Annotated in this window: 21 protein-coding genes; 9 read left to right on the top strand and 12 right to left on the bottom strand. The window is 55.8% G+C overall.

Features of this window, described 5'->3' with window-relative positions:
- Positions 1 to 5 precede the first annotated feature (5 nt).
- Both ACR0AG_RS10700 and ACR0AG_RS10705 read left to right on the top strand, forming a co-directional pair.
- Positions 6 to 842, top strand: coding sequence for a 5-deoxy-glucuronate isomerase (locus ACR0AG_RS10700; RefSeq protein ID WP_480838610.1), 837 nt, complete (start codon positions 6 to 8; stop codon positions 840 to 842).
- Positions 839 to 1,684: a class II fructose-bisphosphate aldolase gene (locus ACR0AG_RS10705; RefSeq protein ID WP_480838612.1), complete on the top strand. Its 846-nt coding sequence runs from the start codon at positions 839 to 841 to the stop codon at positions 1,682 to 1,684. Before ACR0AG_RS10700 ends, ACR0AG_RS10705 begins: the two co-directional genes overlap by 4 nt.
- Here the strand turns inward: ACR0AG_RS10705 and iolB are convergent.
- The 12 genes from iolB to ACR0AG_RS10765 all read right to left on the bottom strand — a co-directional run bounded on the left by iolB (position 1,681) and on the right by ACR0AG_RS10765 (position 14,516).
- On the bottom strand, positions 1,681 to 2,487 hold the full coding sequence (gene iolB / locus ACR0AG_RS10710) for a 5-deoxy-glucuronate isomerase (protein ID WP_480838615.1): 807 nt from the start codon (positions 2,485 to 2,487) through the stop codon (positions 1,681 to 1,683). The two genes, ACR0AG_RS10705 and iolB, sit on opposite strands and share 4 nt — an antisense overlap.
- Before the next feature lie 45 nt (positions 2,488 to 2,532).
- A complete protein-coding gene (locus tag ACR0AG_RS10715; RefSeq protein ID WP_480838617.1) occupies positions 2,533 to 3,711 on the bottom strand; it encodes a phytanoyl-CoA dioxygenase family protein in 1,179 nt (392 codons plus the stop codon).
- Between the two features lie 49 nt (positions 3,712 to 3,760).
- Positions 3,761 to 4,660, bottom strand: coding sequence for a myo-inosose-2 dehydratase (gene iolE / locus ACR0AG_RS10720; protein WP_480838619.1), 900 nt, complete (start codon positions 4,658 to 4,660; stop codon positions 3,761 to 3,763).
- Complete coding sequence (iolD, locus tag ACR0AG_RS10725; protein ID WP_480838621.1) at positions 4,657 to 6,489, bottom strand: 3D-(3,5/4)-trihydroxycyclohexane-1,2-dione acylhydrolase (decyclizing); 1,833 nt, start codon at positions 6,487 to 6,489, stop codon at positions 4,657 to 4,659. The genes iolE and iolD overlap by 4 nt, the downstream gene beginning before the upstream one ends.
- A 79-nt stretch (positions 6,490 to 6,568) precedes the next feature.
- Positions 6,569 to 7,387: an ATP-binding cassette domain-containing protein gene (locus tag ACR0AG_RS10730; RefSeq protein WP_480838623.1), complete on the bottom strand. Its 819-nt coding sequence runs from the start codon at positions 7,385 to 7,387 to the stop codon at positions 6,569 to 6,571.
- Between the two features lies 1 nt (position 7,388).
- The gene (locus ACR0AG_RS10735) at positions 7,389 to 8,513 is read right to left on the bottom strand and encodes an ABC transporter permease (RefSeq protein WP_480838626.1); all 1,125 of its coding nucleotides are present in this window, start codon (positions 8,511 to 8,513) and stop codon (positions 7,389 to 7,391) included.
- Between the two features lie 76 nt (positions 8,514 to 8,589).
- Positions 8,590 to 9,531 carry a sugar ABC transporter substrate-binding protein gene (locus ACR0AG_RS10740; protein ID WP_480838628.1) on the bottom strand — a complete coding sequence of 314 codons (942 nt, stop codon included), beginning with the start codon at positions 9,529 to 9,531 and terminating at the stop codon, positions 8,590 to 8,592.
- Between the two features lie 126 nt (positions 9,532 to 9,657).
- Positions 9,658 to 10,671: an inositol 2-dehydrogenase gene (iolG, locus tag ACR0AG_RS10745; RefSeq protein WP_480838630.1), complete on the bottom strand. Its 1,014-nt coding sequence runs from the start codon at positions 10,669 to 10,671 to the stop codon at positions 9,658 to 9,660.
- Positions 10,672 to 10,857: 186 nt separating this feature from the next.
- Positions 10,858 to 11,454, bottom strand: coding sequence for a YrbL family protein (locus ACR0AG_RS10750; protein ID WP_480838632.1), 597 nt, complete (start codon positions 11,452 to 11,454; stop codon positions 10,858 to 10,860).
- Between the two features lie 93 nt (positions 11,455 to 11,547).
- A complete protein-coding gene (locus tag ACR0AG_RS10755; protein ID WP_480838634.1) occupies positions 11,548 to 12,168 on the bottom strand; it encodes a sulfotransferase family 2 domain-containing protein in 621 nt (206 codons plus the stop codon).
- Positions 12,169 to 12,285: 117 nt separating this feature from the next.
- Complete coding sequence (locus ACR0AG_RS10760; protein ID WP_480838636.1) at positions 12,286 to 12,951, bottom strand: outer membrane protein; 666 nt, start codon at positions 12,949 to 12,951, stop codon at positions 12,286 to 12,288.
- A 161-nt stretch (positions 12,952 to 13,112) separates the two neighbouring features.
- Positions 13,113 to 14,516 (bottom strand): MATE family efflux transporter, encoded by a 1,404-nt coding sequence (locus ACR0AG_RS10765; protein WP_480838638.1) that lies wholly within the window; start codon positions 14,514 to 14,516, stop codon positions 13,113 to 13,115.
- A gap of 326 nt (positions 14,517 to 14,842) precedes the next feature.
- Here ACR0AG_RS10765 and ACR0AG_RS10770 point away from each other — a divergent pair, with 326 nt between their 5' ends.
- The 7 genes from ACR0AG_RS10770 (at position 14,843) to ACR0AG_RS10800 (ending at position 23,389) form a co-directional block, all read left to right on the top strand.
- Positions 14,843 to 16,384: a glycosyltransferase gene (locus ACR0AG_RS10770; protein ID WP_480838640.1), complete on the top strand. Its 1,542-nt coding sequence runs from the start codon at positions 14,843 to 14,845 to the stop codon at positions 16,382 to 16,384.
- Between the two features lie 36 nt (positions 16,385 to 16,420).
- On the top strand, positions 16,421 to 17,713 hold the full coding sequence (locus ACR0AG_RS10775) for a nucleotide sugar dehydrogenase (protein ID WP_480838642.1): 1,293 nt from the start codon (positions 16,421 to 16,423) through the stop codon (positions 17,711 to 17,713).
- A gap of 9 nt (positions 17,714 to 17,722) precedes the next feature.
- Positions 17,723 to 18,658 carry a Gfo/Idh/MocA family protein gene (locus ACR0AG_RS10780; RefSeq protein WP_480838644.1) on the top strand — a complete coding sequence of 312 codons (936 nt, stop codon included), beginning with the start codon at positions 17,723 to 17,725 and terminating at the stop codon, positions 18,656 to 18,658.
- Complete coding sequence (locus tag ACR0AG_RS10785; protein WP_480838646.1) at positions 18,655 to 19,758, top strand: ankyrin repeat domain-containing protein; 1,104 nt, start codon at positions 18,655 to 18,657, stop codon at positions 19,756 to 19,758. The genes ACR0AG_RS10780 and ACR0AG_RS10785 overlap by 4 nt, the downstream gene beginning before the upstream one ends.
- Positions 19,758 to 20,870: a DegT/DnrJ/EryC1/StrS family aminotransferase gene (locus tag ACR0AG_RS10790; protein ID WP_480838648.1), complete on the top strand. Its 1,113-nt coding sequence runs from the start codon at positions 19,758 to 19,760 to the stop codon at positions 20,868 to 20,870. Before ACR0AG_RS10785 ends, ACR0AG_RS10790 begins: the two co-directional genes overlap by 1 nt.
- Before the next feature lie 139 nt (positions 20,871 to 21,009).
- Positions 21,010 to 22,068: a non-hydrolyzing UDP-N-acetylglucosamine 2-epimerase gene (gene wecB, locus ACR0AG_RS10795; RefSeq protein ID WP_480838650.1), complete on the top strand. Its 1,059-nt coding sequence runs from the start codon at positions 21,010 to 21,012 to the stop codon at positions 22,066 to 22,068.
- Between the two features lie 211 nt (positions 22,069 to 22,279).
- Complete coding sequence (locus ACR0AG_RS10800) at positions 22,280 to 23,389, top strand: AI-2E family transporter (RefSeq protein WP_480838652.1); 1,110 nt, start codon at positions 22,280 to 22,282, stop codon at positions 23,387 to 23,389.
- The last annotated feature ends 88 nt before the right edge of the window (positions 23,390 to 23,477 follow it).

Genomic DNA, 23,477 nt, shown 5'->3' on the forward strand with positions numbered 1-23,477 from the left:
ATCCGATGCACATTGCGCCCTACGACAACCAGAACAAGCCCATTGTTGACGCGGACGACCCGACCGTTCCGCTGAATTATTTCAATATCGTCAAACTGTCCCGGGGCGATGCGTTCGAATATCAGGTGCCCGGCTATGAAACCTGCATCGCGCCGGCAACCGGCACAGTGAATGTCGATGTCGAAGGCGTGGGTTTCGCCAATCTGGGCAATCGTGGCGAAGACGTCTGGGATGGTGAGCCAGAAGGCGTTTATGTTCCGGTGGGTGCCAAGGTTCAGATGGAATGTGTCTCGGATCAGGCAGAGATCTTCATCGCGGGTGCGAAATACGACAAGGTGCTGGACCCGTTCGACGTGCGCGAACATGACCTTGTGCAATATGGCAGCGACGACACCAAAACACATCGCAAGATCAAGCACATTCTAGGCCAGAAACAGCACGACAAAGTCGGCCGCCTGCTGGTGAGCGAGCTGTTCACCGTTGGTCAGGGCGGCTGGTCGGGGTTCCCCAGTCACAAGCATGACACCAACCGTCTGCCCGACGAAACCCGGCATGACGAGACCTACAATTTTCGTTTCAAACCCAACTGGGGTTCGGGCCTGCAAATGCTGCAGCGCGAAGACAACGAACCGGGTGACGCCTACCACATCGTCGACGGATCAACCGTCTGCATCGACAAGGGCTATCACCCCTGTTGCGTGCTGCCGGGATATGAAATGTACTATTTCACCATTCTGGGCGGGCTCAGCCAGCGCTCACTGGTGCAGTATTTCCAGCCGACCCATGCCTATCAGATCGAAACGATCCCGGGCATCAAGGATATGATTGCTAAGTTCAAATGACCCTTGCCACACTGTCCCAAGTTTTGATCCCTGCCTATGAAAAGGGCTATGCCGTTGGTGGCCTCGTAACCCTCGGGTGGGAGGATATGCGCGCCTATGTGGACGCCGCCGAGGCGGAAAACGCTCCGGTTATCCTACAGGCTGGCCCCAGTTGCCGCGAACACACGCCTCTGCCGATCCTTGGCAAGATGTTTCGCCATCTGGCCGAGGGCGCCTCGGTCCCCGTCGTGGCGCATCTGGACCATGGATACACATTCGTGGAGTGCCAGATCGCGCTGGACAGTGGCTTTACGTCGTTGATGTTTGACGGATCTCGAAAGCCGTTGCAGCAGAACATTGATGAAACTGCGGCAATCGCTGAATTGGCGCATAAGGCGGGGATTTCCTGCGAAGGTGAGATCGGGTTTGTCGGCTATTCGGGCGGCGAAAACTCAGATGGAACGGACCCGGATGAGGCGGCAAGATTTGCGCAGGAAACGGGCGTGGACGCCATGGCCATCTCGGTTGGCAACGTCCACTTGCAACAAGACAAGGAAGGCGGTCTGGACGAAGACCGCATTGCCCGGATTGACGCGCTGACGCGGGTGCCATTGGTCATCCACGGCGGCTCGGGCGTGCCGGTGGAACAACGTTCGCGGCTGGCCCGAGGCACTTCCATCTGCAAGTTCAACATCGGCACCGAACTGCGCATGGCCTTCGGTGCAGCCTTGCGTGACGCGGTCAATCGAGACCCTGACCGATTCGATCGGGTGAGCATTCTGAAAGACACTCAGGATCCGGTCATGGCTGCCGCGCGTCAGGTGATCCGCGCGTTTGGAGCTCCGCCTCAACGCGGAGACTAGGCGTCACGCTCCATGATCCATTCCACCTCAGGGGCTGGAACAAAGCGCCATTTGCGCAGCGGCCCTGCCATAACGTTCAAGTAATACATCTCGAACCCGTAAGGCGCGCCACAAGGATGGTGGCCGCGCGGGACCAGAACGACATCCCCGTCCGAGACCGCCATCGTCTCATCCAACTGCCCGTCATCGGTATATACGCGCTGGATTCCGAACCCGTTGGCCGGGTTCAAACGGTGGTAATAAGTTTCCTCAAGATAGGTGATACGCGGATAGTCATCCTCATCATGGCGATGGCTTGGGTAAGAGGACCAATGACCATTAGGCGTAAACACCTCGGTCACCAGAAGACTGTCGGCAAAATCCTCATTTTCCATCGCTATGTTGTTGATATAGCGCGTGTTCACACCCTTGCCGCGTTCGGTCAGCGTGATCCCATCCGGCCCGATCCGACGCGCTGTGTGGCCACCTTTACCGGGCGCTGAACAGACGGCAATGACGCAATCCGTTTCGGCAACGGCTGACCACTCGGTTCCATTCGGCAAATACAGGCAATGGGGCGGCGTTTTCTCGAACACGTTCATGCGGTCGCCCAGAATACCCCAATCCTGCCCTGCACCGCTGATTTTGGCTTTGCCTTCAACCATCACAAGGATGATCTCGCGATCCCCGGTCGCCTCGGCCGCTTGTTCGCCCGCGCGCAAGTGGTAGAGCCCAAATCCCACATATCGCCATCCGGCATTTGCCGGGGTTATTTCGTGGACCTTACCGTGTGTCCCAAACGGTTTTCTGAGAAGCCCTGCCATTTCATCCTCCGGTTTGGGCAGGCCTTGCGACCTGCCCGATTTACATTATGCCGCCTGTCTTTCGCGCAAAGCGGTCAGTGCATCCGCCAAATCCGTTTCACTCCAAACCTCGGCCACGGCCCGACGCAGAATGTCGGCCTGACTGTCGGGCGCATTCCCACCGATTGGCGGGTCCGTGTCGAGGTTGGTTGGAAAGGGATACCCCTCGGCTGTCGCAGCGATGGCCGCGGCTATCTCCGCGTTACTGAGGGCCCCGCGTTGTTTCAGGGTAATCAACTCGGGGAACAGAGCTTGTGACATGGCTGCACGATCCAATACCTCCATCGCGCGCCCAAAGGCGGAGGACACCTGAAACAGGTTGGCCAGCCTGAATATGTCGCTGCTGTTCTCACCGGCTGCGTGAAACAGCGCAGGGTTGAAGAAAACAGCATCCCCTTTGCAAAGCGGCAGTTGAACATAACTCTGCTCAAAATGTTCGCGATGGGCCGGATCGTGGAAGGCCAGATACCCCGGTGCATAGAGCTGTGAAAACGGCAACAATTTGGTTGGTCCGCTTTCGACCGGCGTGTCGCAATGCGCAACCGCCCCCTGCAACGTCAAAGCGGCGGTCAGGTGATGGGCATGCACCGGGTAACGGGCAGCCCTGTCTTCCGTCTGGAACCCCAGATGATAGTCGCGATGCGCTTGCTGGGCTTTTCCGCCCGGACGCACCTGATTGACCTGCGCCGTCATCTGATAGTTCGGCCCCAACCACGCCTCGGACACTGCGGCAAGCGCCTCATTGCCCACGTATTGTGCATACCCTTCAGGGTCGCGCAGGCAGTGCTTTTGCAAGACGTTCCAGATCCGGTCATTCGCGCCCGAGGCGGCAAAGTGATCCCCTTCGCCACTTGCGCCGATACGTTCTTCGTCGATGATCTGGCGGAAAACCTCAGATGCGCGGTCGATCACCGATGTGTCGGCATAGGCCCCTTTCAGCACGATCACACCCGCTGATTTGCCCAAAACCCAACCCCATTCCGACAATACGGCTTTGCGCTGGTCGGGATCGTTCAGCACCGGGCGCAGCGCGCCCATGTCATAGATCGGAATGCTCTTGTCTACAGACACCGCATGAGGCACCGCATCAGCAGTCAGGTTTTGCGAGGTCAACACCTTGAATTCATCCAGATCACAGGATTCTCGGTCAAAATAGCCGACATATCCAAGTTCTTGATGTACCATGATATTCTCCTTTCTCATGGCCTTGGTGTTGCCCCATAGGGGCGGTGTGTTACGCTGAAATCTTCAACCCCGCCTGTCCACAAACCTTGATGATGTGATCGTACCCCATCTTGGAATATTCATAGGGTGGCGCCTTGGCCGGATCCTGCTCGGCCTCGACCACGATCCAACCGTCGTAATCCATCGCGGCCAAGGCGTTGGCCACAGCCTGAAAGTCGATGCAGCCATCGCCGGGTACGGTGAACGCGCCTGCGATCACGGCATCCAGAAAGCTGCAATTGTTGTCTTTGGTGTCCTTCACAACATCCGGGCGGATATCCTTGAAATGCACATGATGCACGCGATCCCCCCAGCGGTTCAGCGTCGCCATCACATCGCCCCCGCCAAACAGCAAATGACCGGTGTCAAAGCACAATTTCACTTCGGGGCCAGACCCTTCCATCAACCAGTTCACATCATCTTCGCTTTCGATGATCGTGCCCATGTGATGGTGATAAGCCATCGGCATCCCCTGATCGGCCATCCATTTCGCCAGTTCCGAGATCTTTTTGGCATAGGCCAAAATTTCATCCCGGCTCAGCCTGGGCCGGTCGTTGACCGGTGTGCCGATCTGGCCCTGAACGGTGTTCGAACACTCGGCATAGACGATGCAGGGGCTGTTCAGCGCCACGAATTGCTCGACCTGTTCGCGAACAGCCTCACGCTCGGCGGCGTAATCGTTGACCAAGGACGCGCCTGAACACCAGCCGCCACACAGGGCGATATCGTTGCTCTCAAGATAGGCACGCAGCCCATCCGTATCAGAGGGCATCCGCTGGCCACGTTCAACACCGGTATAGCCGATCTCGCGCGCCTCTTGCAGGGCTTGCTCCATCGTATATGCGGCGGTCAAATCCGGCAGATCATCGTTCTGCCACGCGATCGGAGAAATTCCGATTTTCACGCTCATTTCGTATTTCTTTCCTTGATCGCAACTTCATAGGCCGCGCGTTTTTCGTTGACTTCGGGGCGGATGCTGACCTCGGGTACAGCGACCTCCCACCAAGTGCCGCCATATTCGGTCGAGGGGTACGGATCGGTGTCGATTACAACCACATACGGCCCTTTGACCTCGGCGCGTTTGGCAAGCGCCTCTTCCAGCTCCGCGATCGAACTGACCTTGACAGATGTCGCCCCCATCGCCGCGGCATGCGCTGCAAAGTCGATAGCCGAGGGGTTTTCGTGCACCGCGTGATCCAGCAGGTTGTTAAATTCGGCGCCACCAGTACCCATCTGCAGGCGATTGATGCAGCCAAACCCGCGATTGTCCGTAACGACAACGGTGAACGAGATGCCCATCATCGCCGCCGTCGCCATTTCCGAGTTCGCCATCATGTACGTGCCGTCACCGGTGAAACAGATCACGTCACGATCCGGGTCAGCCATTTTGATGCCCATGGCACCGGCGATCTCATACCCCATACAGCTAAAGCCGTACTCCATGTGATATGCGCCGGGCCGTGGAGCCTTCCAAAGCTTGTGCAGCTCACCGGGCATCGTCCCTGCGGCGCACATGGCCACAGTGTTTTCATTTGCCGCACGCTGCACGGCCCCCACCACTTGCATATCGGTCGGCAGAGCATTCACGTCACCCGGTGCATCAGTCAATGCGTCAACCTTTGCGAACCAATCCGATTTCAACGCCGTATCAACGTCTTGCGCGCGGTATCCCGCCAGCGCATCTGTGAGTTCGCCCAAACCAACCCGCGCGTCGGACTGCAGCGGCATTGCCCCATGTTTTTCAGCATCATAAGCGGATGTGTTCAGGCAAACCAACTCGCGCTCGGGGTTCGAGAACAAGCCCCACGACCCGGTGGTAAAGTCCTGAAACCGCGTGCCGACGCCCAGCACCAGATCCGCTTGCGCGCAGGTGTCGTTGGCGGGTTCACCGCCTGTCACACCAACCGGGCCAAGGTTGAGCGGGTGATCCCAGGCCAAAGCCGACTTACCGGCCTGCGTCTCGGTGACGGGGATATTGTGCGTATCGGCAAAGGCCTGCAATGCCGCAGCCGCGCCAGAATAGTGCACGCCGCCCCCGGCCACGATGACCGGGCGTCTGGCTGCCTTGATCGCCGCCACGGCGCGCGACAGCTCGCCCTCGTCCGGGCGGATCCGGCGCTGATACCAGACGCGCGGCTCAAAAAAGCTCTCGGGATAGTCATAAGCCATGGCCTGAACGTCCTGACAAAAGGCCAGCGTGACCGGCCCGCAATCGGCGGGGTCCGTCATCGTCCGGAAGGCGCGCGGCAACGCCGTCAGCAACTGCTCGGGCCGGGTCAGGCGGTCGAAATACCGGCTGACCGGGCGGAAGCAGTCATTGGCGCTGACGGTGCCATCGGTGAAATCCTCGATCTGCTGCAGCACCGGGTCAGGGCCGCGCGTGGCAAACACGTCCCCGGGGATGAACAGCACCGGCAGCCGGTTGGCATGGGCCAAGGCCGCTGCGGTAACCATATTTGTTGCCCCCGGGCCAATGGAAGAGGTCACAGCCATCGCGCGTCTGCGGCCCAGCTGTTTGCCATAGGCAATCGCACAATGCGCCATGGTCTGTTCGTTGTGACCGCGATAGGTGGGCAACGTGTCGCGTACGGCGTGCAAAGCCTCACCCATGCCAGCCACATTTCCGTGGCCAAAAATTGCCCAGACCCCTGCGATGAACGGATCCCCGTCCTCGTTCATCTGCGCACCAAGATAGCGCACCAGAGCCTGCGCTGCGGTCAGTCGGATTGTCTTGCTCATACGTGTTTCCTTTCAACACATGGCCCCGACGGGCGATCCGTTGAACTTCAGTTGTGCCAAAAAACGTGACGTCTGCGTGTCAGACGGTGCCGCCCAGCGAGCCCTCAAGCTGGGCCAATTCCTGCCCGCCTGCCATCAGGTCTTGCAACTCTTCCGGCGAGATTTCACCCCGTTTCGCCGTACCCAGCGTCTGACCCCGGTTCAGCACCGTGAATCTGTCGCCAACCGCCAGCGCATGGCGGACGTTGTGGCTGATGAACACGACGCCCACACCCTGGCTGCGCACCTTGTCGATGGTCGCCAACACGTTCGAGGTCTGCCGCACCCCAAGGGCCGAGGTCGGCTCGTCTAGGATCAGGATCTTGGCCCCGAAATGCACCGCGCGGGCAATGGCCACAGTCTGACGTTCGCCGCCTGACAAGGTGCCAACCGCCTGATCTGGTCCACGCAGGTTGATGCCCATCTTACGCATCTCTTCCATGGTGATTTCATCGGCCAGCTTTTTGTCAAAGAAGTTGATGCCCGCGACCTTCTTGGTCGGCTCATTGCCCATGAAGAAGTTGCGGCTGACGCTCATCAGCGGGATCATCGCAAGATGCTGGTGGACGGTCGCAATTCCGGCGGAAATCGCGTCGCGCGGGTCTTCGAAATGCATGGGGCGGTTTTCAAAGAAAATCTCGCCCGCCGTGGGTTTATGAACACCCGACATTGTCTTGATAAAGGTCGACTTCCCAGCGCCGTTGTCACCCAGCAAACAGTGGCATTCACCGGGGCGCAGATCAAAGCTGACACCGGCCAGCGCAATCACTGAACCAAAGTGTTTCTGGATGTCGACCATCCGGATGATCGGCTCTTTCTCACCGGAGTGGCCATGGTGGAATTTGGTATCTTCGGTCATCTCAGCGTTCTCCTGTGATGATGCGACGAATGTAGGTGTTCAGGATCACCGCGCCCAACAGGATAACTCCCAAGAACACCCGGAAGAGAGAGCTTTCGACGCCCGCAAAGAACAGCCCCTGCTGCACGACACCAAAGATCAGCGCGCCGAGCGCCGCCCCAAGGACCGATCCGTATCCGCCAGTCAGCAAGGCCCCGCCGATGACCACGGCGATGATCGCCTCGAATTCTTTCAACAGACCCCGATCCGCCCCGGCCGACCCGAACTCCATCACCTGACAGGTGGCAAAAACGGTGGCGCAGAACGCAGTGAACATGAACATCAGGATCTTGACGCGGTTCACCGGCACGCCCGAGTTCCGGGCCGCCTCGGCGTCGCCGCCGGATGCGTAAATCCAGTTGCCGAATTTGGTTTTGGTCAGCAGTACATGGCCAAAGATGATGATGCCGATGGCCCAGATGATCAGCATGGGAATACCATCCACCACCGGCTCACCGGCGCGGGACCCCCGTTCGAACGTTGCGATCAGACCCGCATCCCCCATCCAGGTGAACAGACCCTGAAACACCTTGCCGCCAAAGATCGAGGCCAGCCAGTCGCCCTCGGCCACGTCTTTGATGCCGCCGATGATGGTCTTACGTTCGATCGTCTGAGGCAAGTAAATGGTAAAGCCGCGCAGGATAAACAGGAATGCAAGCGTCACGATAAAGCTGGGCAATCCCGTTCGCACGACGATATAACCGTTCAGCGCCCCAATCGCGACGCAAAGAACAAAGGTCACGATGATGGCCATCCAAACCGGCCATGTCAGCGTGACCGAGAATATCGCGATCATCATTCCAGCAAACCCGATCATCGAGCCGACAGACAGGTCAAACTCACCCGCGATCATCAACAGACACGCACCAACGGCAATGATCATGAACTGAGCCGAGACAATCGACCAGTTCATCACGCCCTGGCTGTTGAACATGCCGCTGTCGAAGGCGAACAGCAAAAAGAAGGTAAAGACCGCGACGGTGCCGACCATCCCGCCCAGTTCCGGGCGGATCAAAGCTTTGCGCAGTGGAGATATTTCTTTGATTCGTTCGTCGCCGCTTGCTGCGGCCTGAGCTGACTCAGCCATATTCGTCCCCCCAGCGGGTTATGTCAGAGAAACTGTGTGTGGGCGCCCTCCTCCGGCGCCCACACCCGAGTGAAGATCAGCGGTATTCGCCCGCGAACTCTTCGATTTTTTCCAATCCGTCCGCGGTCACGAAACCAGGGCCCGAGTTGATGTTGTTACCCGGCAGAACGCCATAGCGGTGGTAGTTGGTCATCACGACAACCGGCAGGTAGGCCTGCAGGAACGGCTGCTGGTCGATACCCCACTGGATGGTTCCGTCCTTGATGCCTTTGACGATCTCGCCGCCCAGGTCGAAGGTGCCGAAGTAGATGTCACCAGCCATTCCATTTTCCTGCAGCGCCAGAATGGTCGGATCCGCAGAGGTCGGGCCGAGCGTCAACACGGCATCCGTTTCGGGATTTGCGGAAAGATAAGCCAGAACGCGGTTCTTGATTTCTGCCGGGTCCTGCCCTGCATCAATCATCTGCTCACCAAGTTCGATGCCCAGACCGTCGGCAAAGCCCTGGCAGCGCTCCTGGCTGGAGGGCTGCACGATATAGTGGTTCACGCACAGGAACGACCCGATACCGTCGCCCTTGGCCCGCAGACCTGCCGCGTATCCAGCGTCATATTCGGGCTGACCAACATACATCAGAGCACCTACTTCGCGCGCTTTTTCAGGCGTGCCGGTGTTCATGATGATGACATCGATACCCGAGTCCACCGCCGCTTTGATGGGCCCTTCCAGAATATCGGGATCCGCCAGCGTAGTGATGATGCCGTTGGGACCTGACGCAGCCGCCTGATCGATGATGCGGGCCATATCCGCAAGGTCGCCTGTGGGTGGGTTGCGGTATTCCACCTCGACACCCATCTGGTCGCCGGCCAGGGCAATGCCGTTCTTGATCGTGTTCCACCAGCTGTCGCTGTCAGGGGCGTGGCTGACAAGGATGTATTTCTCACCCTCCGCGAAGGCTCCGGTTGCACCGGCGACGGTGACCGCGCTGGCCAGCAAGACGCCTTTTACAAACTTCTTCATTTCCATTCCTCCCAATTGAACGGTTTGTCGTATCTCCCGGGGCGTGGCCCCAAATTTCATTCGGTCCGGCCGAATCTTTTCATGCCCTCTTCTTCTTCGGGCTATGGACAGTTTCCGAATTTTGACTCATTTTGCAACCGGTTTCAATATTTCAGCCAATTGCACAGGCCTGCCAGATCGCGCCGACTGCGTTGCCGCCTCGGCCATCGCAAGGGCCGCAACCCCGTCCTGCAGCGTAACAGGCATCGCCCTAGTCTGAGCTATCGCGTCAACAAATGCGCTCCATTCTGCTTCGTAAGCGGGCATGTAGCGCTCAAGAAAGAAGTAGGTGGGTTTTGCACCGACCACCCCGTCGGCGGTGGATTTGACAACCGTATTTTCCAGCACATTCTGCGCCTGCAACAAGCCCTTGGACCCAAGCAATTCAAGCCGCTGGTCATATCCGTAAGCCGCCCTGCGCGAATTCTTGATGACAGCCAGTTTGCCATCGCTGTAGGTCATCGTCGCCACAGCGGTGTCGGCATCCCCTGCCTCGGCAATCGCCGGGTCCACATTCGAGGTTCCAACCGCCGAAATCGTAACCGGCAACTCACCCATCAGAAAGTTGGCCATATCAAAATCGTGGATCATCATGTCGCGAAAAAGTCCACCAGAGACCTTGATATACGCGACAGGTGGCGGAGCGGGATCGAAAGATGTGATCGACAACAGCTCGGGCGTGCCGATCTCTCCGGCGTCTACTGCGGCTTTTAGGGTCGAGAAACTGGGGTCAAACCGGCGATTGAATCCAACCATCACCGGTTGTTGGCTGCGTTCGACGGCCTGTTGGCAGGCAAGTGCCCGGTCCAGATCAAGATCGACAGGTTTTTCGCACAGCACCGCTTTGCCTTGCGCGACGGCCCGTTCGATCAGGTCAGAGTGAGTGTCCGTCGGAGTTGCAATCAGGACAGCGTCGACCGCCGGGTCCGAAAGGATCTCTTCAGATGTCCGTACGTCCGCTCCATAGCGGTCGGCAATAGCCCGTGCATTCTGTTCAAAGGCATCCGAGACCGAAACAAGCCGACTGCCAGCATGCGCAGCGATGGCCCGCGCGTGGACATTTCCGATCCTGCCCGCGCCAAGCAGTCCAACATTCAGCATCGCGCCCTCCAAACGAATTTCGACGGCAGCATGATCATTTTTGCAACCGGTTGCAAGTGTTTTTAAAACAAACCTGCTTGCGCGCGGATCAACTAGGGTTCACACACGTTAAAACATTGTCACACACACATTCAGAGCGCGCGTGTGGCGAATAGAAATGTCCCAAAAGATCGTTGTGAAACCGAGCTATCGCCCCTTGCCACGCAGAAACTTTCTGCGTCGTTCGATCGAAACGCGAAAAGCCCGGTCGCTGAACAAGGTTAGCGGTATCAGAGTTCTTTCCCCCACCCCGTCAATCACAACAAGCCTGCCGCCGCGTTCCTGCGCCCGCACCACATTTTGACGGCTGATATCCCCAACCACGATACGTCCGCGTTCGAGGTCCGTCATCAATTCGTCAATCTCTTCCAGCAATTCCAACCGTTTTGGGTCGCCTTCCCGATATTGCTTCATCTCGTCAGAGAATGTCTGGGCCAGGTCCCCATCCGGTCCGGTCATCTTTTCAACGGCAATGGCGGGCCCTTCCGAGGTGCGGGCATATCCATAAAACCCGGCCAACCGATCAAGTTCCGGGCAGCCCCTGCTCAGCGCGGCCAGATATTCATTGGCCTCACGGTTCCACTGGCGCAGGTTTCCGTACCGCTTTTCGGAATACCGCCGGAACTTGCGGTTTTTTGGCTTGTCCGTGCGCACTTTCAAAAGCGCACCGTCCATCTCGGGGTGATCGTAAATCTTGTAGTTTTGGCTTTCTCGAAGAACGGGTTTCGCGCTCAGATCAATCATATGTACGGAATCCGGCAGTTGGTAGAGGTACAAGAGCGGCCGAAGATGTCCTTACCGTCAGGGTCAGACCATCAACTGTGCGCCACCAGAAGGCTATCTAATGCACCCGTCTTCAAAACTGTAGCCAAAAAGTTCGATATCCTCGTCGTAGACACGTTCGATCACGTCCTGACGATGTGCATCATAGTAGTCGCGATAATCCGCGCGCACCGTGCGCTTGCGATGCCGGATAAATGAACGACGCATCCCGATCTTGCCCAGAATTTCATGCAGGTCCTCATCGAAATGTTCAAATCGCCCAACCTTGTCCAAGGCTACCTCGCCCTCGTCGTCCGTAAGATAGGTCCATTGCGGGCGAAAATACCTTATCTTCAAAAAAGGCATGGGGTCGTCGGCAAACGCATCGACAAATTCAGCGAATGAGGAATGGCAATTCACCAGCGCCAGCTCTGGCCGTCTTTGGCAAACATAGTGATAGGCCGACACGAAGCGATCCCATGGGTTTCGCACGAAGCTGAACTTGTAATACCCGTCGGCCTCGTCCCCCAGGTGATCGAGAATATCCGATATGGTTTCATTGCCACTGGACAGCAGTTCCCCTTGTTCAAGGCGCCGCCCCAACAGGTTCTTGCGCCTCATCGCGGCGGTGACGGTTGAACCACCGTTCTTGGGAATATGAACAAATGCGGCACGGTATGTCGGATAAATGGGCATCTGACTTCCTCGAACAATCGCAAGCCTGCAAAACTGACAACGACTTTAGGCAGTAAGGATGTTTTTCATCCTTTCCCCAAAGACTATACGCTTTGGGCGACGATGGCAGGCTTTGTTCTAAAACCGATAGGCCACGCGAGCCGAGATTGTGCTCAGATCGACATCTGTATCTCTGCTGGCTTCATCAAATCGTCCGCTCAGGTCACGATAGGTGAAATCTCCGCCGACAAACCAGTTGTCTGAAAAGTTGTACTCAACCCCAACACCAACATTGAAACCATCCAAAGTCGTTTGGCTTTCCCGCCCTTCAAAGAAGCGGCTGGGATGTACCCTGAACCTGGACCAGGACCAGCCCAACGACCCATAAATCAGTACGTCACCCCGTGCGTATCCAACGCGACCGCGAATGTCCGCCACATCCAGCACTTCCCGGATTTCGGATTCGGATGCGCTGCGCTCGGACACATCGATTATGTTGGTGTACCTTAACTCGGCACCATAAACGATGTTGCCATTCTGGAGGTTGTATCCAGCAAGTATGCCATAGCCCCGACCATTGTCCGGATCATAGGGTCCGTCCACCGTACCGCCGGAAAGCACCGGATAGTCTGCCGTGCCATCGGCGCGGGCAGCACCCAACTCCAAACCGACATACGCGCCGGCAAAATCGGACGTACTCGAAACTGTCTGCGCTGAGGCCGAGGTTGCACCTGAAAGTCCCATTGGCAACGCAAGCAGTGCGGCCAGGGTCGAAAGACAGGTATTCTTCAAAGATTTAACCATTTAAGTGTGCCTGATCTGCTGCTGAAGGGCTAATAATTTCCTTCAACTTGGTGGGTCATTTATAGTTCTTGCGCCTATTATGATATATTCCAATCGGAAGACAACCAGACTGAGACTTGAGCTTTGGGATTGTTGCAACTGCGCCAGATCTGACCAAAGGCTCACCAGCCTCGGCGACCAAACAGCGAATGGATGCGGTTTTGTTCGGCAAAAGGCGCAACATCTACGGGCCGCGACAGGTTGGAGATCACGCGTCCAACCAGCACCCAACCAATAGCGGCAAAAATAATCCCGCCAAATGCCTGCCCCAACAGGACGCCCTGTGCACCGGCAAGATGTGAACCGATAAGCACAAAGACCCAGGTCCCGACCGAGTGACGCCCCCAGTTGATCCATGTGGAATAGATCGGGTGGCCCAGGTTGTTGAAGCTGGCATTGGTTACAAAAATCACGCCGTTGAAGAAGGATGCCAGCGCAAGAGGGCCGCAGAACAGATAGATCAGCGCACGGGTTTCGCCTTGCGCATCGAACAGGTCCGCGATCGGAGCTCTGAGCAGGAACAGAACCGCCGCCATGAGCACGACGTAGGTTGCGGTGAATTTTACTCCGGCCAGAAAGGCGGATCTGACCCTGTCATACTGCCCGGCCCCATAGTTTTGGCCTATGATCGGTCCGATAGCGCCAGAGAGCGCAAAGATCACCGAAAAGGCAACCGGCATCAATCGCCCGATCACCGCCATACCTGCCACCGCATCGGTGCCGTAGTCGGCGATTTCTCGGACGACGATGGCATTCCCGATTGGGGTGGCAACATTGGTCAGAACGGCCGGTCCGGCAATCTTGCGCACAGCGCCAAAATCCTGAGCGACCTGAGTAGGCGTTGGACGGGAAAACCCCTGATGGACACGCAAGGCTGGCAGCAGCGCTGCAACCAACATGGTAAGACGCGCAAGGACCGAGGCTATGGCCGCCCCGTCGAGGCCCAGCCCCACTCCGAAAATCAGGATCGGGTCCAGAACCGCGTTCACCACACCGCCATAGATCGTCGCCAGCATCGACCGGCGCGCATCCCCATGCGCCCGCAAAACCGCCATGGCGGTCATGGCAAAGGACATCACGCACATCGTCGGCAAAATGATCGAGACATACCGCGTAGCCAGGCGCAAAACCTCGCCCTTGGCCCCTAAAAGCGAGAGGAAAAAGCCGACATTTGCAAGCACCAGTGCCGAAACCAGAAGACCTGCAAGGATCCCCATGACAGCCACGCTTGAGCCAAAACTGCGAGCCCGTTCGCGCTCTCCAGCCCCTAACGCCCGCGCCACCAGCGCTCCGGCAGCAATCGACAGCCCGATATTGATGGCGTTTGTGAAAAACAACAACGTCCCCGCATACCCGACGGCCGCAGCCAATGCGTCGTTGCCCAGCATCGAGATAAAAATCATGTCGACAAAATCGACCGCAAAGATCGCCATCAGCCCGACACTGGTCGTAAGCGACATCCTGACCACATGCCCCATCAGGCTACCCGTCAGGAAAACCGCCGTCGTATCGGATCGGGCTGTCATGAGATCGTGATTCCCCCTGCGCAAAGCGCTACCTCTTTAGATTGCTCATGAACTCGGTCAAACGGCAAGGCATCGGTCGGGAGATCCTGGCTTTTGGTACTGGCGGTTCCCCGCCGTTTCACAAAACAATCTCTTCGGGCTTGCAATTCGCATAGCGGGCTGAATCACATAAGGCTTCTTGATTGGTATTGCATTCAGGAAGCGGTCCAGAAAATCCAACGTCTCTCATTGAAATACGATATGGACCATAAAAATTGGTCATGTATAACCCAGGCGCCTAAAATGACAGAACCGGCCACAATATTGGGGCCCATAGGAGCTTGAGCATGGCGACAGTTTGGTCGTTGAACTATCATGAGGTACTGGAAGATCCCCGTGTTCTGAAACAGGCACGTGTCCTTGCAGCCGCAGGGCACGACTTAACGGTTTTCTCGCATTTTCCAGAGGGGCAGCCCAAGTCACAGGAAATCGATGGCTTCAAAATTCATCGATTTGACTGGCCGGATTATACTAAATTGAGCAGCCCTGACTTGTCCGTGTTCGAGTTTTTGAAACCATCCTCTCAACCGCTTCTCGATAACTTCAATCAGCTTGTTGACCAAGTTGAGCAGTTGCGATCCCTGGAAAACGCAATAGCCCAATGGGAAGATATCACCGGCCCTTTGAGTGAGCAGGTATCGGTTTACGAAAAACGATACTATGAGGAACATTCCGGCCTAAAGCGGCTTCGACGTAGAATTCGACACAAGAAAGCCCTGAAAAAACTGACGGCCGATCAAATTGATGCTGTCAGTTCCGCTTTGTCTATGGCCGGTGGCGATGCGCCATCAATACGCCAGCTGCGCAAGTTATCAAGGGCAGTACAAGAGTGTTTTCGCGAGTTATATCAAGGAAAAAGCTTGGTTTTTGCCGCCAACTTGCTGCGCGAGGAGCCCATGGGCGAACCAGATATCGTTCATGCCCATGACATCTATACCCTGCCCGCGGGTGTTCTATTGGCCAAAAAGCATGGCTGCTGCCTCATTTACGATGCCCACGAGCTGGAAATTGAACGCGCTACGATTTCCAGCGAAGAGACAAAGAAAATGGTGGATTTGCTAGAGCGTGCGTGCCTGGAGTATGTCGATGCGCTGATAACAGTGTCGGACGCCATTGGAGAAGCCTATTCGGAGCGCTACAAACGCCGCACTCCAATCATCATCATGAATGCGCCCGAGTTGGAAATGAAAAGAAGTGAAACACGCAAGGTTGAGGACATCCGCAGTATGTCGGGGCTGTCAGCCGAAGTACCGCTAGTCATCTTTACAGGGGGAATTCAACGAGAACATCGCGGAGTTAACAAGGTGCTGCAAGCACTTACCTATCTTCCGGATGTTCACTTAGCCATATTAGGGGCCCGCCACGAACGTAACGACGCACAGCTATTGGAATTGGCGCAGGAACTTAACGTTTTGGATCGTATTCACATGCATGATCCGGTTGATGCGAGAGACGTGGTTACAACGATCTCAACAGCAACTGTTTCAGTTATTCCATTCCAGGCTGGTGCGCTTAACCATGAATTCGCGATGCCCAACAAGCTGTTTGAAGCAGCATTTGCCCGGGTTCCGCTGGCAGTTTCAAACCTGACTGAAATGCGGAGATTTGTGGAGTCGCTAGGAATTGGTCGGAGTATGGATCAGGCAGACCCCAAAAGTATCGCAGCAGCAATTCAAGATGTGTTGCGCAATCCGCAACAGTATCAGGGCATTCAAGGCATCGAAGAAAAGCTGGAAGCTTCTTACAGTTGGAATGCTCAGGCAAAAAAGCTTACAGACCTTTACAAAGAAATCCTGCAAACGGACGCCCATGCCTACGAGGTCGGATAGAACGCTGCACCTTGCAAGGACTAAAAAAAGAAGAAAATGACATCATCGAATAGCTACACCTGTAACTCCGTAGGCATCATCGGCCTTGGCTATGTCGGCATCCCGCTGGCTCTGCGCATCTCTGAAATGGGCAAGACCGTTGTTGGGTTTGATGTGGTTCAGGCGCGCGCGGACCAGCTCAATTCCGGGCAGTCACCCATCAAGCACATTGGCAATGATGAGATTGGCAAGATGCTGGCAGCTGGCTTTGAAGCCACGACGGATTTCGCACGCGCGAAGGACTGCGATGCCTTGATCATCTGCGTGCCCACTCCGCTGGACAAGACCCGCGAACCCGATCTGAGTTTTGTGACGGCCACTATGGACTCACTGGCCCCCCATTTGCGGGCCGATCAGTTGCTGAGCCTTGAAAGCACGACATGGCCCGGCACCACCAAGGAAGTGCTGTTGCCTTACCTTGAACAGGCAGGATTCACTGTGGGTCAGGATTTCTACCTGGTCTATTCGCCTGAACGCGAAGACCCCGGAAATGCAAAGTTCAACACCAAGACCATTCCCAAAATCGTCGGCGGTCACACACCAGCCTGCCTGGAAGCTGGTCTTTCGTTATACGGGGCATTCATCGATCACGTAGTACCAGTCAGCTCGACCGAGGCGGCTGAGATGGTCAAGTTGCTTGAGAACATTCATCGATCGATCAATATCGGGCTTGTCAACGAAATGAAGATCGTATCTGACGCCATGGGCCTGGACATTTTCGAAGTGATTGACGCCGCCGCGACCAAACCCTTTGGCTTCACACCCTACTATCCCGGTCCGGGGATCGGCGGGCATTGTATCCCAATTGACCCCTTCTATTTGACCTGGAAGGCTCGGGAATACGGGCTGCACACGCGCTTTATCGAGCTTGCAGGTGAAATCAATGCCGCGATGCCGCGTTATGTGGTGGACAAGACCGTGCGCGCCCTGAATGAAGCCGGGAAATCTCTGAACGGGGCAAAGGTTCTGGCGCTGGGCATTGCCTACAAGCGTGATGTGGACGATATGCGGGAAAGCCCGTCGGTCTTTGTGATGGAACAGCTGCGCGACTGGGGGGCGGTTCTGGATTACAGCGACCCCAATGTGCCAGTTTTCCCGGAAATGCGAGAACATGACTTTGATCTCAGCTCGGTCGACCTGACGCCTGAAACGGTGGCGTCTTATGACGTCGTCCTTCTTCTGACGGATCACACCAGTTTTGACTATGAGATGATCCGCAACAACGCAAAACTGCTGATCGACACGCGCGGCAAATTCCGCAGTGGCGGCGACCATATCTACAGCGCCTGAGGACGATAGATGACGAACTATGCACTGATTGGCGCCGCTGGATACATTGCCCCTCGCCACCTGAAGGCCATCAAAGAGACCGGTGGTGATCTGGTTGCAGCATTCGACATTAACGACAGTGTCGGCATCATGGACAGCCATTTTCCGGATGCCGCGTTCTTTACCGAATTCGAGCAATTCGACTCATTCGTGCAGGATCAGAAGAACATCGACTATGTGGGTATCTGCTCGCCCAACTACCTGCACAAGTCGCATATGGCCTTCACATTGCGCTCTGGCGCGGATGCGATCTGTGAAAAGCCTACCGTTCTGGATCCGTCCGAGCTGGATGACCTGGCGCGGCTTGAGCAGGAGACCGGGCGCAAGATCAACACCATCCTGCAATTGCGTTTGCACCCCGCCATCATCGCGCTGCGCGACAAGATCAGGTCGCAACCCAAGGACCGTGTGTACGACGTGGATCTGAGTTACTTTACATCTCGGGGCGCATGGTACCATGCGTCATGGAAAGGCTTGCAGCATAAGTCCGGTGGTATCGCCAGCAATATCGGCGTGCATTTCTATGACATGCTTAGCTTTGTATTCGGCCCGATCAAAACCAATATCGTGCATCACCGCGCCGCTGACAGCTCGGCCGGGTATCTTGAGTTCGAACAGGCGCGCGTGCGCTGGGTGTTGTCCATCAATCGCCACCACCTGCCCCCGCAGACGCCCGAAGGCCAGACCACCTATCGCTCGATCACAGTGGACGGAGACGAGATCGAGTTTTCTGGAGGTTTCACTGATCTGCACACGGCCAGCTATCAGAACGTGTTGAACGGCACTGGCTTTGGCCTGGAAGACGCGCGCCCTTCGATCGAGGTGGTCAGCCACATACGCACGGCGCCTCTAGAGCTAGGCAAAGGCGAACAACACCCGATGCTGAAAGGTATTATGGGCGCATGATCGCCGTTTTCGCATATGACTTTCCGCACCGAAAAACGGCTGACTTTCTGAAAGAGCTCGCCAGCCTGGGTGTAAGAAATGCGGTGGTTATTGCGGCGCCCAAACTGGTTTTGCCCGAGATAGACAGACAGTCGTATTGGCCTAAAACACTGCATGTGGCCCCGGCGCTTGAGACAAAAGTGCTCTGCGAAAATCTGGGATATAAGTATGTTCAAATGGCTCATGCTGAGGTCGAGAAGATCGTTCCCATTCTACAGACCGAGAAATGTAAATTGGGCATCGTCGCCGGTGCCCGCATCTTACGCCGGCAATTGATCGAGGCTTTCTCGGACGGCATCGTGAACTTCCATCCCGGAAAAATCCCAGAGACTTCTGGGTTGGATGCCTTTTTCTACACCATAAAAAACAATGTGGACGCAGGCGTTACGACCCATTTCATCGACGCGCGCGTCGATGCCGGAGAGTTCCTTGCTTTCCATCCTGTGACCTATGGGGGTGCCGACACGCCAGAAAGCATTTCCGAGGCGATCTACCAGGTTCAGATTACCGCTTTGCGCGCGTTTTGGGAAAAGTACTCGGCGGGGACGCTGACCCCGGAACAAATTGACCGTCCCACCAAGAACGAGCCGATGGATCCGGCAGAGAAACTCGAGTGCCTCTCACACTTTTCCGATTGGCTGACAGGACGGGTGTACCTGCAAAGCACGTCAAAACTGTTTGCTGCTTGTAAGGCAGGAAACGCGCCGGTCATCGTATCCGAGTTGAGCCGCTTTCCAGAAAACATCGAAAAACGAACACCCCAAGGTTGGACACCCTTGATTGTCGCCCTTCATGCAAACCAAAAAGAGGCCGCCCTCAGTTTGTTGCGGGCCGGTGCCAATCCAAATTCTTGCGGAGCGAACGGAACAACTCCGTTGATGTACGCCAAAACTCCGCTGATGGGAGAGACTGATCCCGATACGTCAATACTTGAAGCATTGATCGAGAGCGGTGCAGATATCGAAAGATGTGACCGTTACGGAAAAACAGTGTTCGATTACATCTCGGGCGAACCGGCATTGCTGACATTCTTTAATACCCAATCTGGCGGGGAACGTTGATGCAATTTATCGACCTGGCGACACAGCAAGCGCGTCTCAAGGAAAATATCGACGCGCGCATTCAGGCCGTTTTGTCTCATGGCAAATACATCCTGGGGCCCGAAGTGGCCGAATTGGAAGAACAGCTATCGGCTTTTTGCGGGGCGAAACATACGATTACCTGCGCCAATGGGACCGACGCCCTGATGCTGGCGCTGATGGCGCTTGAGGTTCGCAGCGGGGTCGCGGTTTTTGTGCCTGCGTTTACCTTTGCCGCCACCGCCGAGGTTGTGCCTTGCCTGGGCGCGGTTCCAGTGATGGTCGACTGCGCTGCGGACACGTTCAACATGGATCCCGACAGCCTCAAACGTGCGATTGCCCATGCCCGGGAAATGGGTCTAAACCCCAAGGTTGTCATCCCAGTGGACCTTTTTGGCCTGCCCGCCGACTATTCCGCGATTGAGCCCATCGCGCAGCAGGAAAACCTTCAGATCATTGCGGACAGCGCCCAAGGCTTCGGTGCGCGTATTGGCAATCAGGTCACCGGAACCTTCGGTCAGATCACCACCACCTCATTCTTTCCAGCCAAACCGCTGGGCTGCTATGGCGATGGTGGGGCTATCTTTACCGATGACAGTGACCTGGCCGATCTGATGATGTCTTACCGGTTCCACGGCAAAGGTGATTACAAGTACGACAACGTTCGGATCGGAATGAACTCTCGTCTGGACACTCTGCAAGCGGCTATCCTGCTGGAAAAGCTGTCTGTTTACCAGGACGAGATCGAAGCGCGCCAACGAGTTGCCGCCCGGTATACAGAGACGCTGAAAGATCGTTGGAGCGTGCCCACAATCCCGGGTCGAATGCTTTCGGTCTGGGCTCAATACACGCTGAAAGCCAAAGATCAGGCAGAGCGCGACGACGCCATGTCGCGCCTGAAAGAGGCCGGTATCCCAAGCGTGGTCTACTATCCCCTGCCCCTGCACAAACAAACAGCCTACAGTGCTTTCCCGACAGACCCCGAAGGCCTGCCTGTATCCGAAGATCTGTCCACCCGCGTCTTTTCCCTGCCCATGCACCCCTATCTGAGTGAAACCGATCAGGACCGGGTGATAGAGGTCTTAATGAGGTAAGCACAAAAACCCGAGGTGCAAACTGGGTCGAGTTGGCAAAAATCAGACTTTGCGATAGCTGGAAGGACAATTTTTGTAACTCCCGATATGACTAGCTGCATCTCTAACCGTTGAGCAAAGGACAAGATAATTGCATATCATGACCGTGGTTGGGGCACGCCCACAATTCGTCAAGGCTGGCGTCGTCTCGCGGGCAATTGTTGAAACAGACGGACTTGAAGAGATTATCGTGCACACAGGACAGCACTTCGATCAAAACATGTCGCAAGTTTTTTTTGATCAACTAGGAATTCCACGACCCGACCATATGCTGGATATTAATGGCGGGTCTCATGGATCAATGACGGGTAGGATGCTGATTGAAATCGAACAAGTGATCCTGGATCGCAAGCCCGATTTGATGATGGTTTACGGTGACACCAATTCTACCCTAGCCGGCGCTCTTGCCGCGGCGAAACTGCATATTCCTGTCGCGCATATCGAGGCCGGCCTAAGAAGCTTTAACATGAAGATGCCCGAAGAAATCAATCGTATTCTGACTGACGACATCAGCAACCTGCTGTTTTGCCCAACACAAACGGCGGTCAATAACCTTACAAATGAAGGCTTCGACCACAAACCAGTTCATGTTGAGTGGGTCGGCGATGTCATGCAAGACAGCGCGTTGGCTTTTAGCAAGTTCGCGAAGCTTCCGAAACAGATCGACGGAAAATCCGGATACGTCCTGTCAACGATTCATCGTGCCGAAAACACTGATGACACAGAACGGCTTCGCTCAATTGTTGACGCCCTGAATACCATTCACAATGATGTTGCCGAAGTTGTCATTCCTTTACACCCGAGAACAAAGAAGGTCCTTAAGGACCAAGGGCTAAGTCTGGATGCAACTGCAATAGATCCAGTCGGTTATCTGGAATTCCTTGCCCTACTCAAGAACTGTACTGTTGTTGCAACCGATAGTGGGGGCATCCAAAAGGAAGCATTCTTTTTCGGCAAACCTGGCGTTGTGCTCAGGGATCAAACGGAATGGGTCGAACTGATCGAAGCTGGCGCCAATGCATTGGTTGGGGCAGATAGAGATCACATTATTTCTGCCGTACAGTCTGCTATTGGCAAAGAGGTCTCAGATGATGGATCTTTGTATGGCGGCGGAAAGGCGTCCAGACGGATTGCGGATCGGATTGCAGCCTTCAAATAGTCCATCGTGAGAGCCCACCGATTTTGATCTCTTGCAATCAACTCAGCGTCCTCTTTTGAGGATCGGGTATCATTTATCCTCAGCTCTATCAGCGCTGCGTTCGGTCTGATACCCATCCCTTTCCTCTCCAAGTCTTTTTCTTGCCAAAGGTGGGCAGGAGATGCCTATTGTGTCTCTAGCAAACACGCAGTTGATTTGGTTGAGCGACAGAATGGACGACGACGGCACAACAGGCGGGCGCACGCCTTTCGACCGGGGGCTCAGCTTCTGGTGTCAGGTTGTGGTATTGCTGTTTTTCTCGGTGGCCTCTCTGGTATTGGCGTCCTCGGTTCTGATCCCGTTGTCGATTGCGATGTTGCTGTTCATTCTGCTCAGCGCCACATCGGACCGGATTGGTCGGATCAAGGTTTTTGGCCACAGGATTCCCAAGCTGTTTGCCCATTTGGCATCGATCTCGATCATCTTTTTGGGTCTTTTGGGGATCCTTTCAATCCTGTCCAACCAGGCCGGCGAGGTATCAAAGGACCTTCCGCAATTTGAAGAGCGATTGTCAGGTATACTCTCGCGCATAGTCGCCATCGTCGGGGATCAGAACTATGCCGAGGCCCAGAAGGCGCTCAAGCAACTGAACCTCGCGGGGTTTGCAAGTGGTGTGCTGGGGTCAGCCGGTGCGTTTCTGAGCGCACTTTTTCTGGTTCTGATCTACGTGCCCTTCATGCTGGTCGAGCGTCTGCCGATGAAGGCCAAGATCAAACTGGCCATCAAAGACCCGGTCATGGCCGAAAAGGTGCGCCGCATTATCGAGAGCACTTCGACCAGTATTCAGCGCTATGTGGGCATTAAAACACTGGCCTGCAGCCTGACCGGGATCGGCAGCTATATTGTCATGTGGTCCGTCGATCTGGACTTTGCTGAAACCTGGGCTGTTCTGGCCTTCATCTTAAATTTTGTCCCTACGGTTGGGTCGATTATCGGTGTGGCCCTGCCCTCACTGGTGGCCCTGGTGCAGTTTGACACCTTCTCGACCGCTTTTGTGGTGCTCATCGGCTGTGGCGCGGTGCAGTTTTCCGTTGGCAACATTCTTGAACCAATGCTGCTGGGGCGCCGTCTGAACCTGTCACCCTTGATGGTCATTCTGGCACTGACATTCTGGACGGCAATCTGGGGCATCCCCGGCGCTTTGATGAGCGTTCCGATCACTGTGTGCATCATGATTATTCTGACGCATATTCCGTCAACGCGGCCGATTGCGATCCTGATGTCCGGAGATGGCAAGGTTGAGGTGGACGAAGGCTCCGCCCCCTCCTCCTCATCGTCTTGAGCCTCCCCAACTGAACTGGTCCACCGTTATGTTTAGGAAACGGAGGACCACGAATGGCAAACAAGAGACCGAAGCCCGAAGAGATTGT

Source organism: Ruegeria sp. H6, assembly GCF_056532975.1.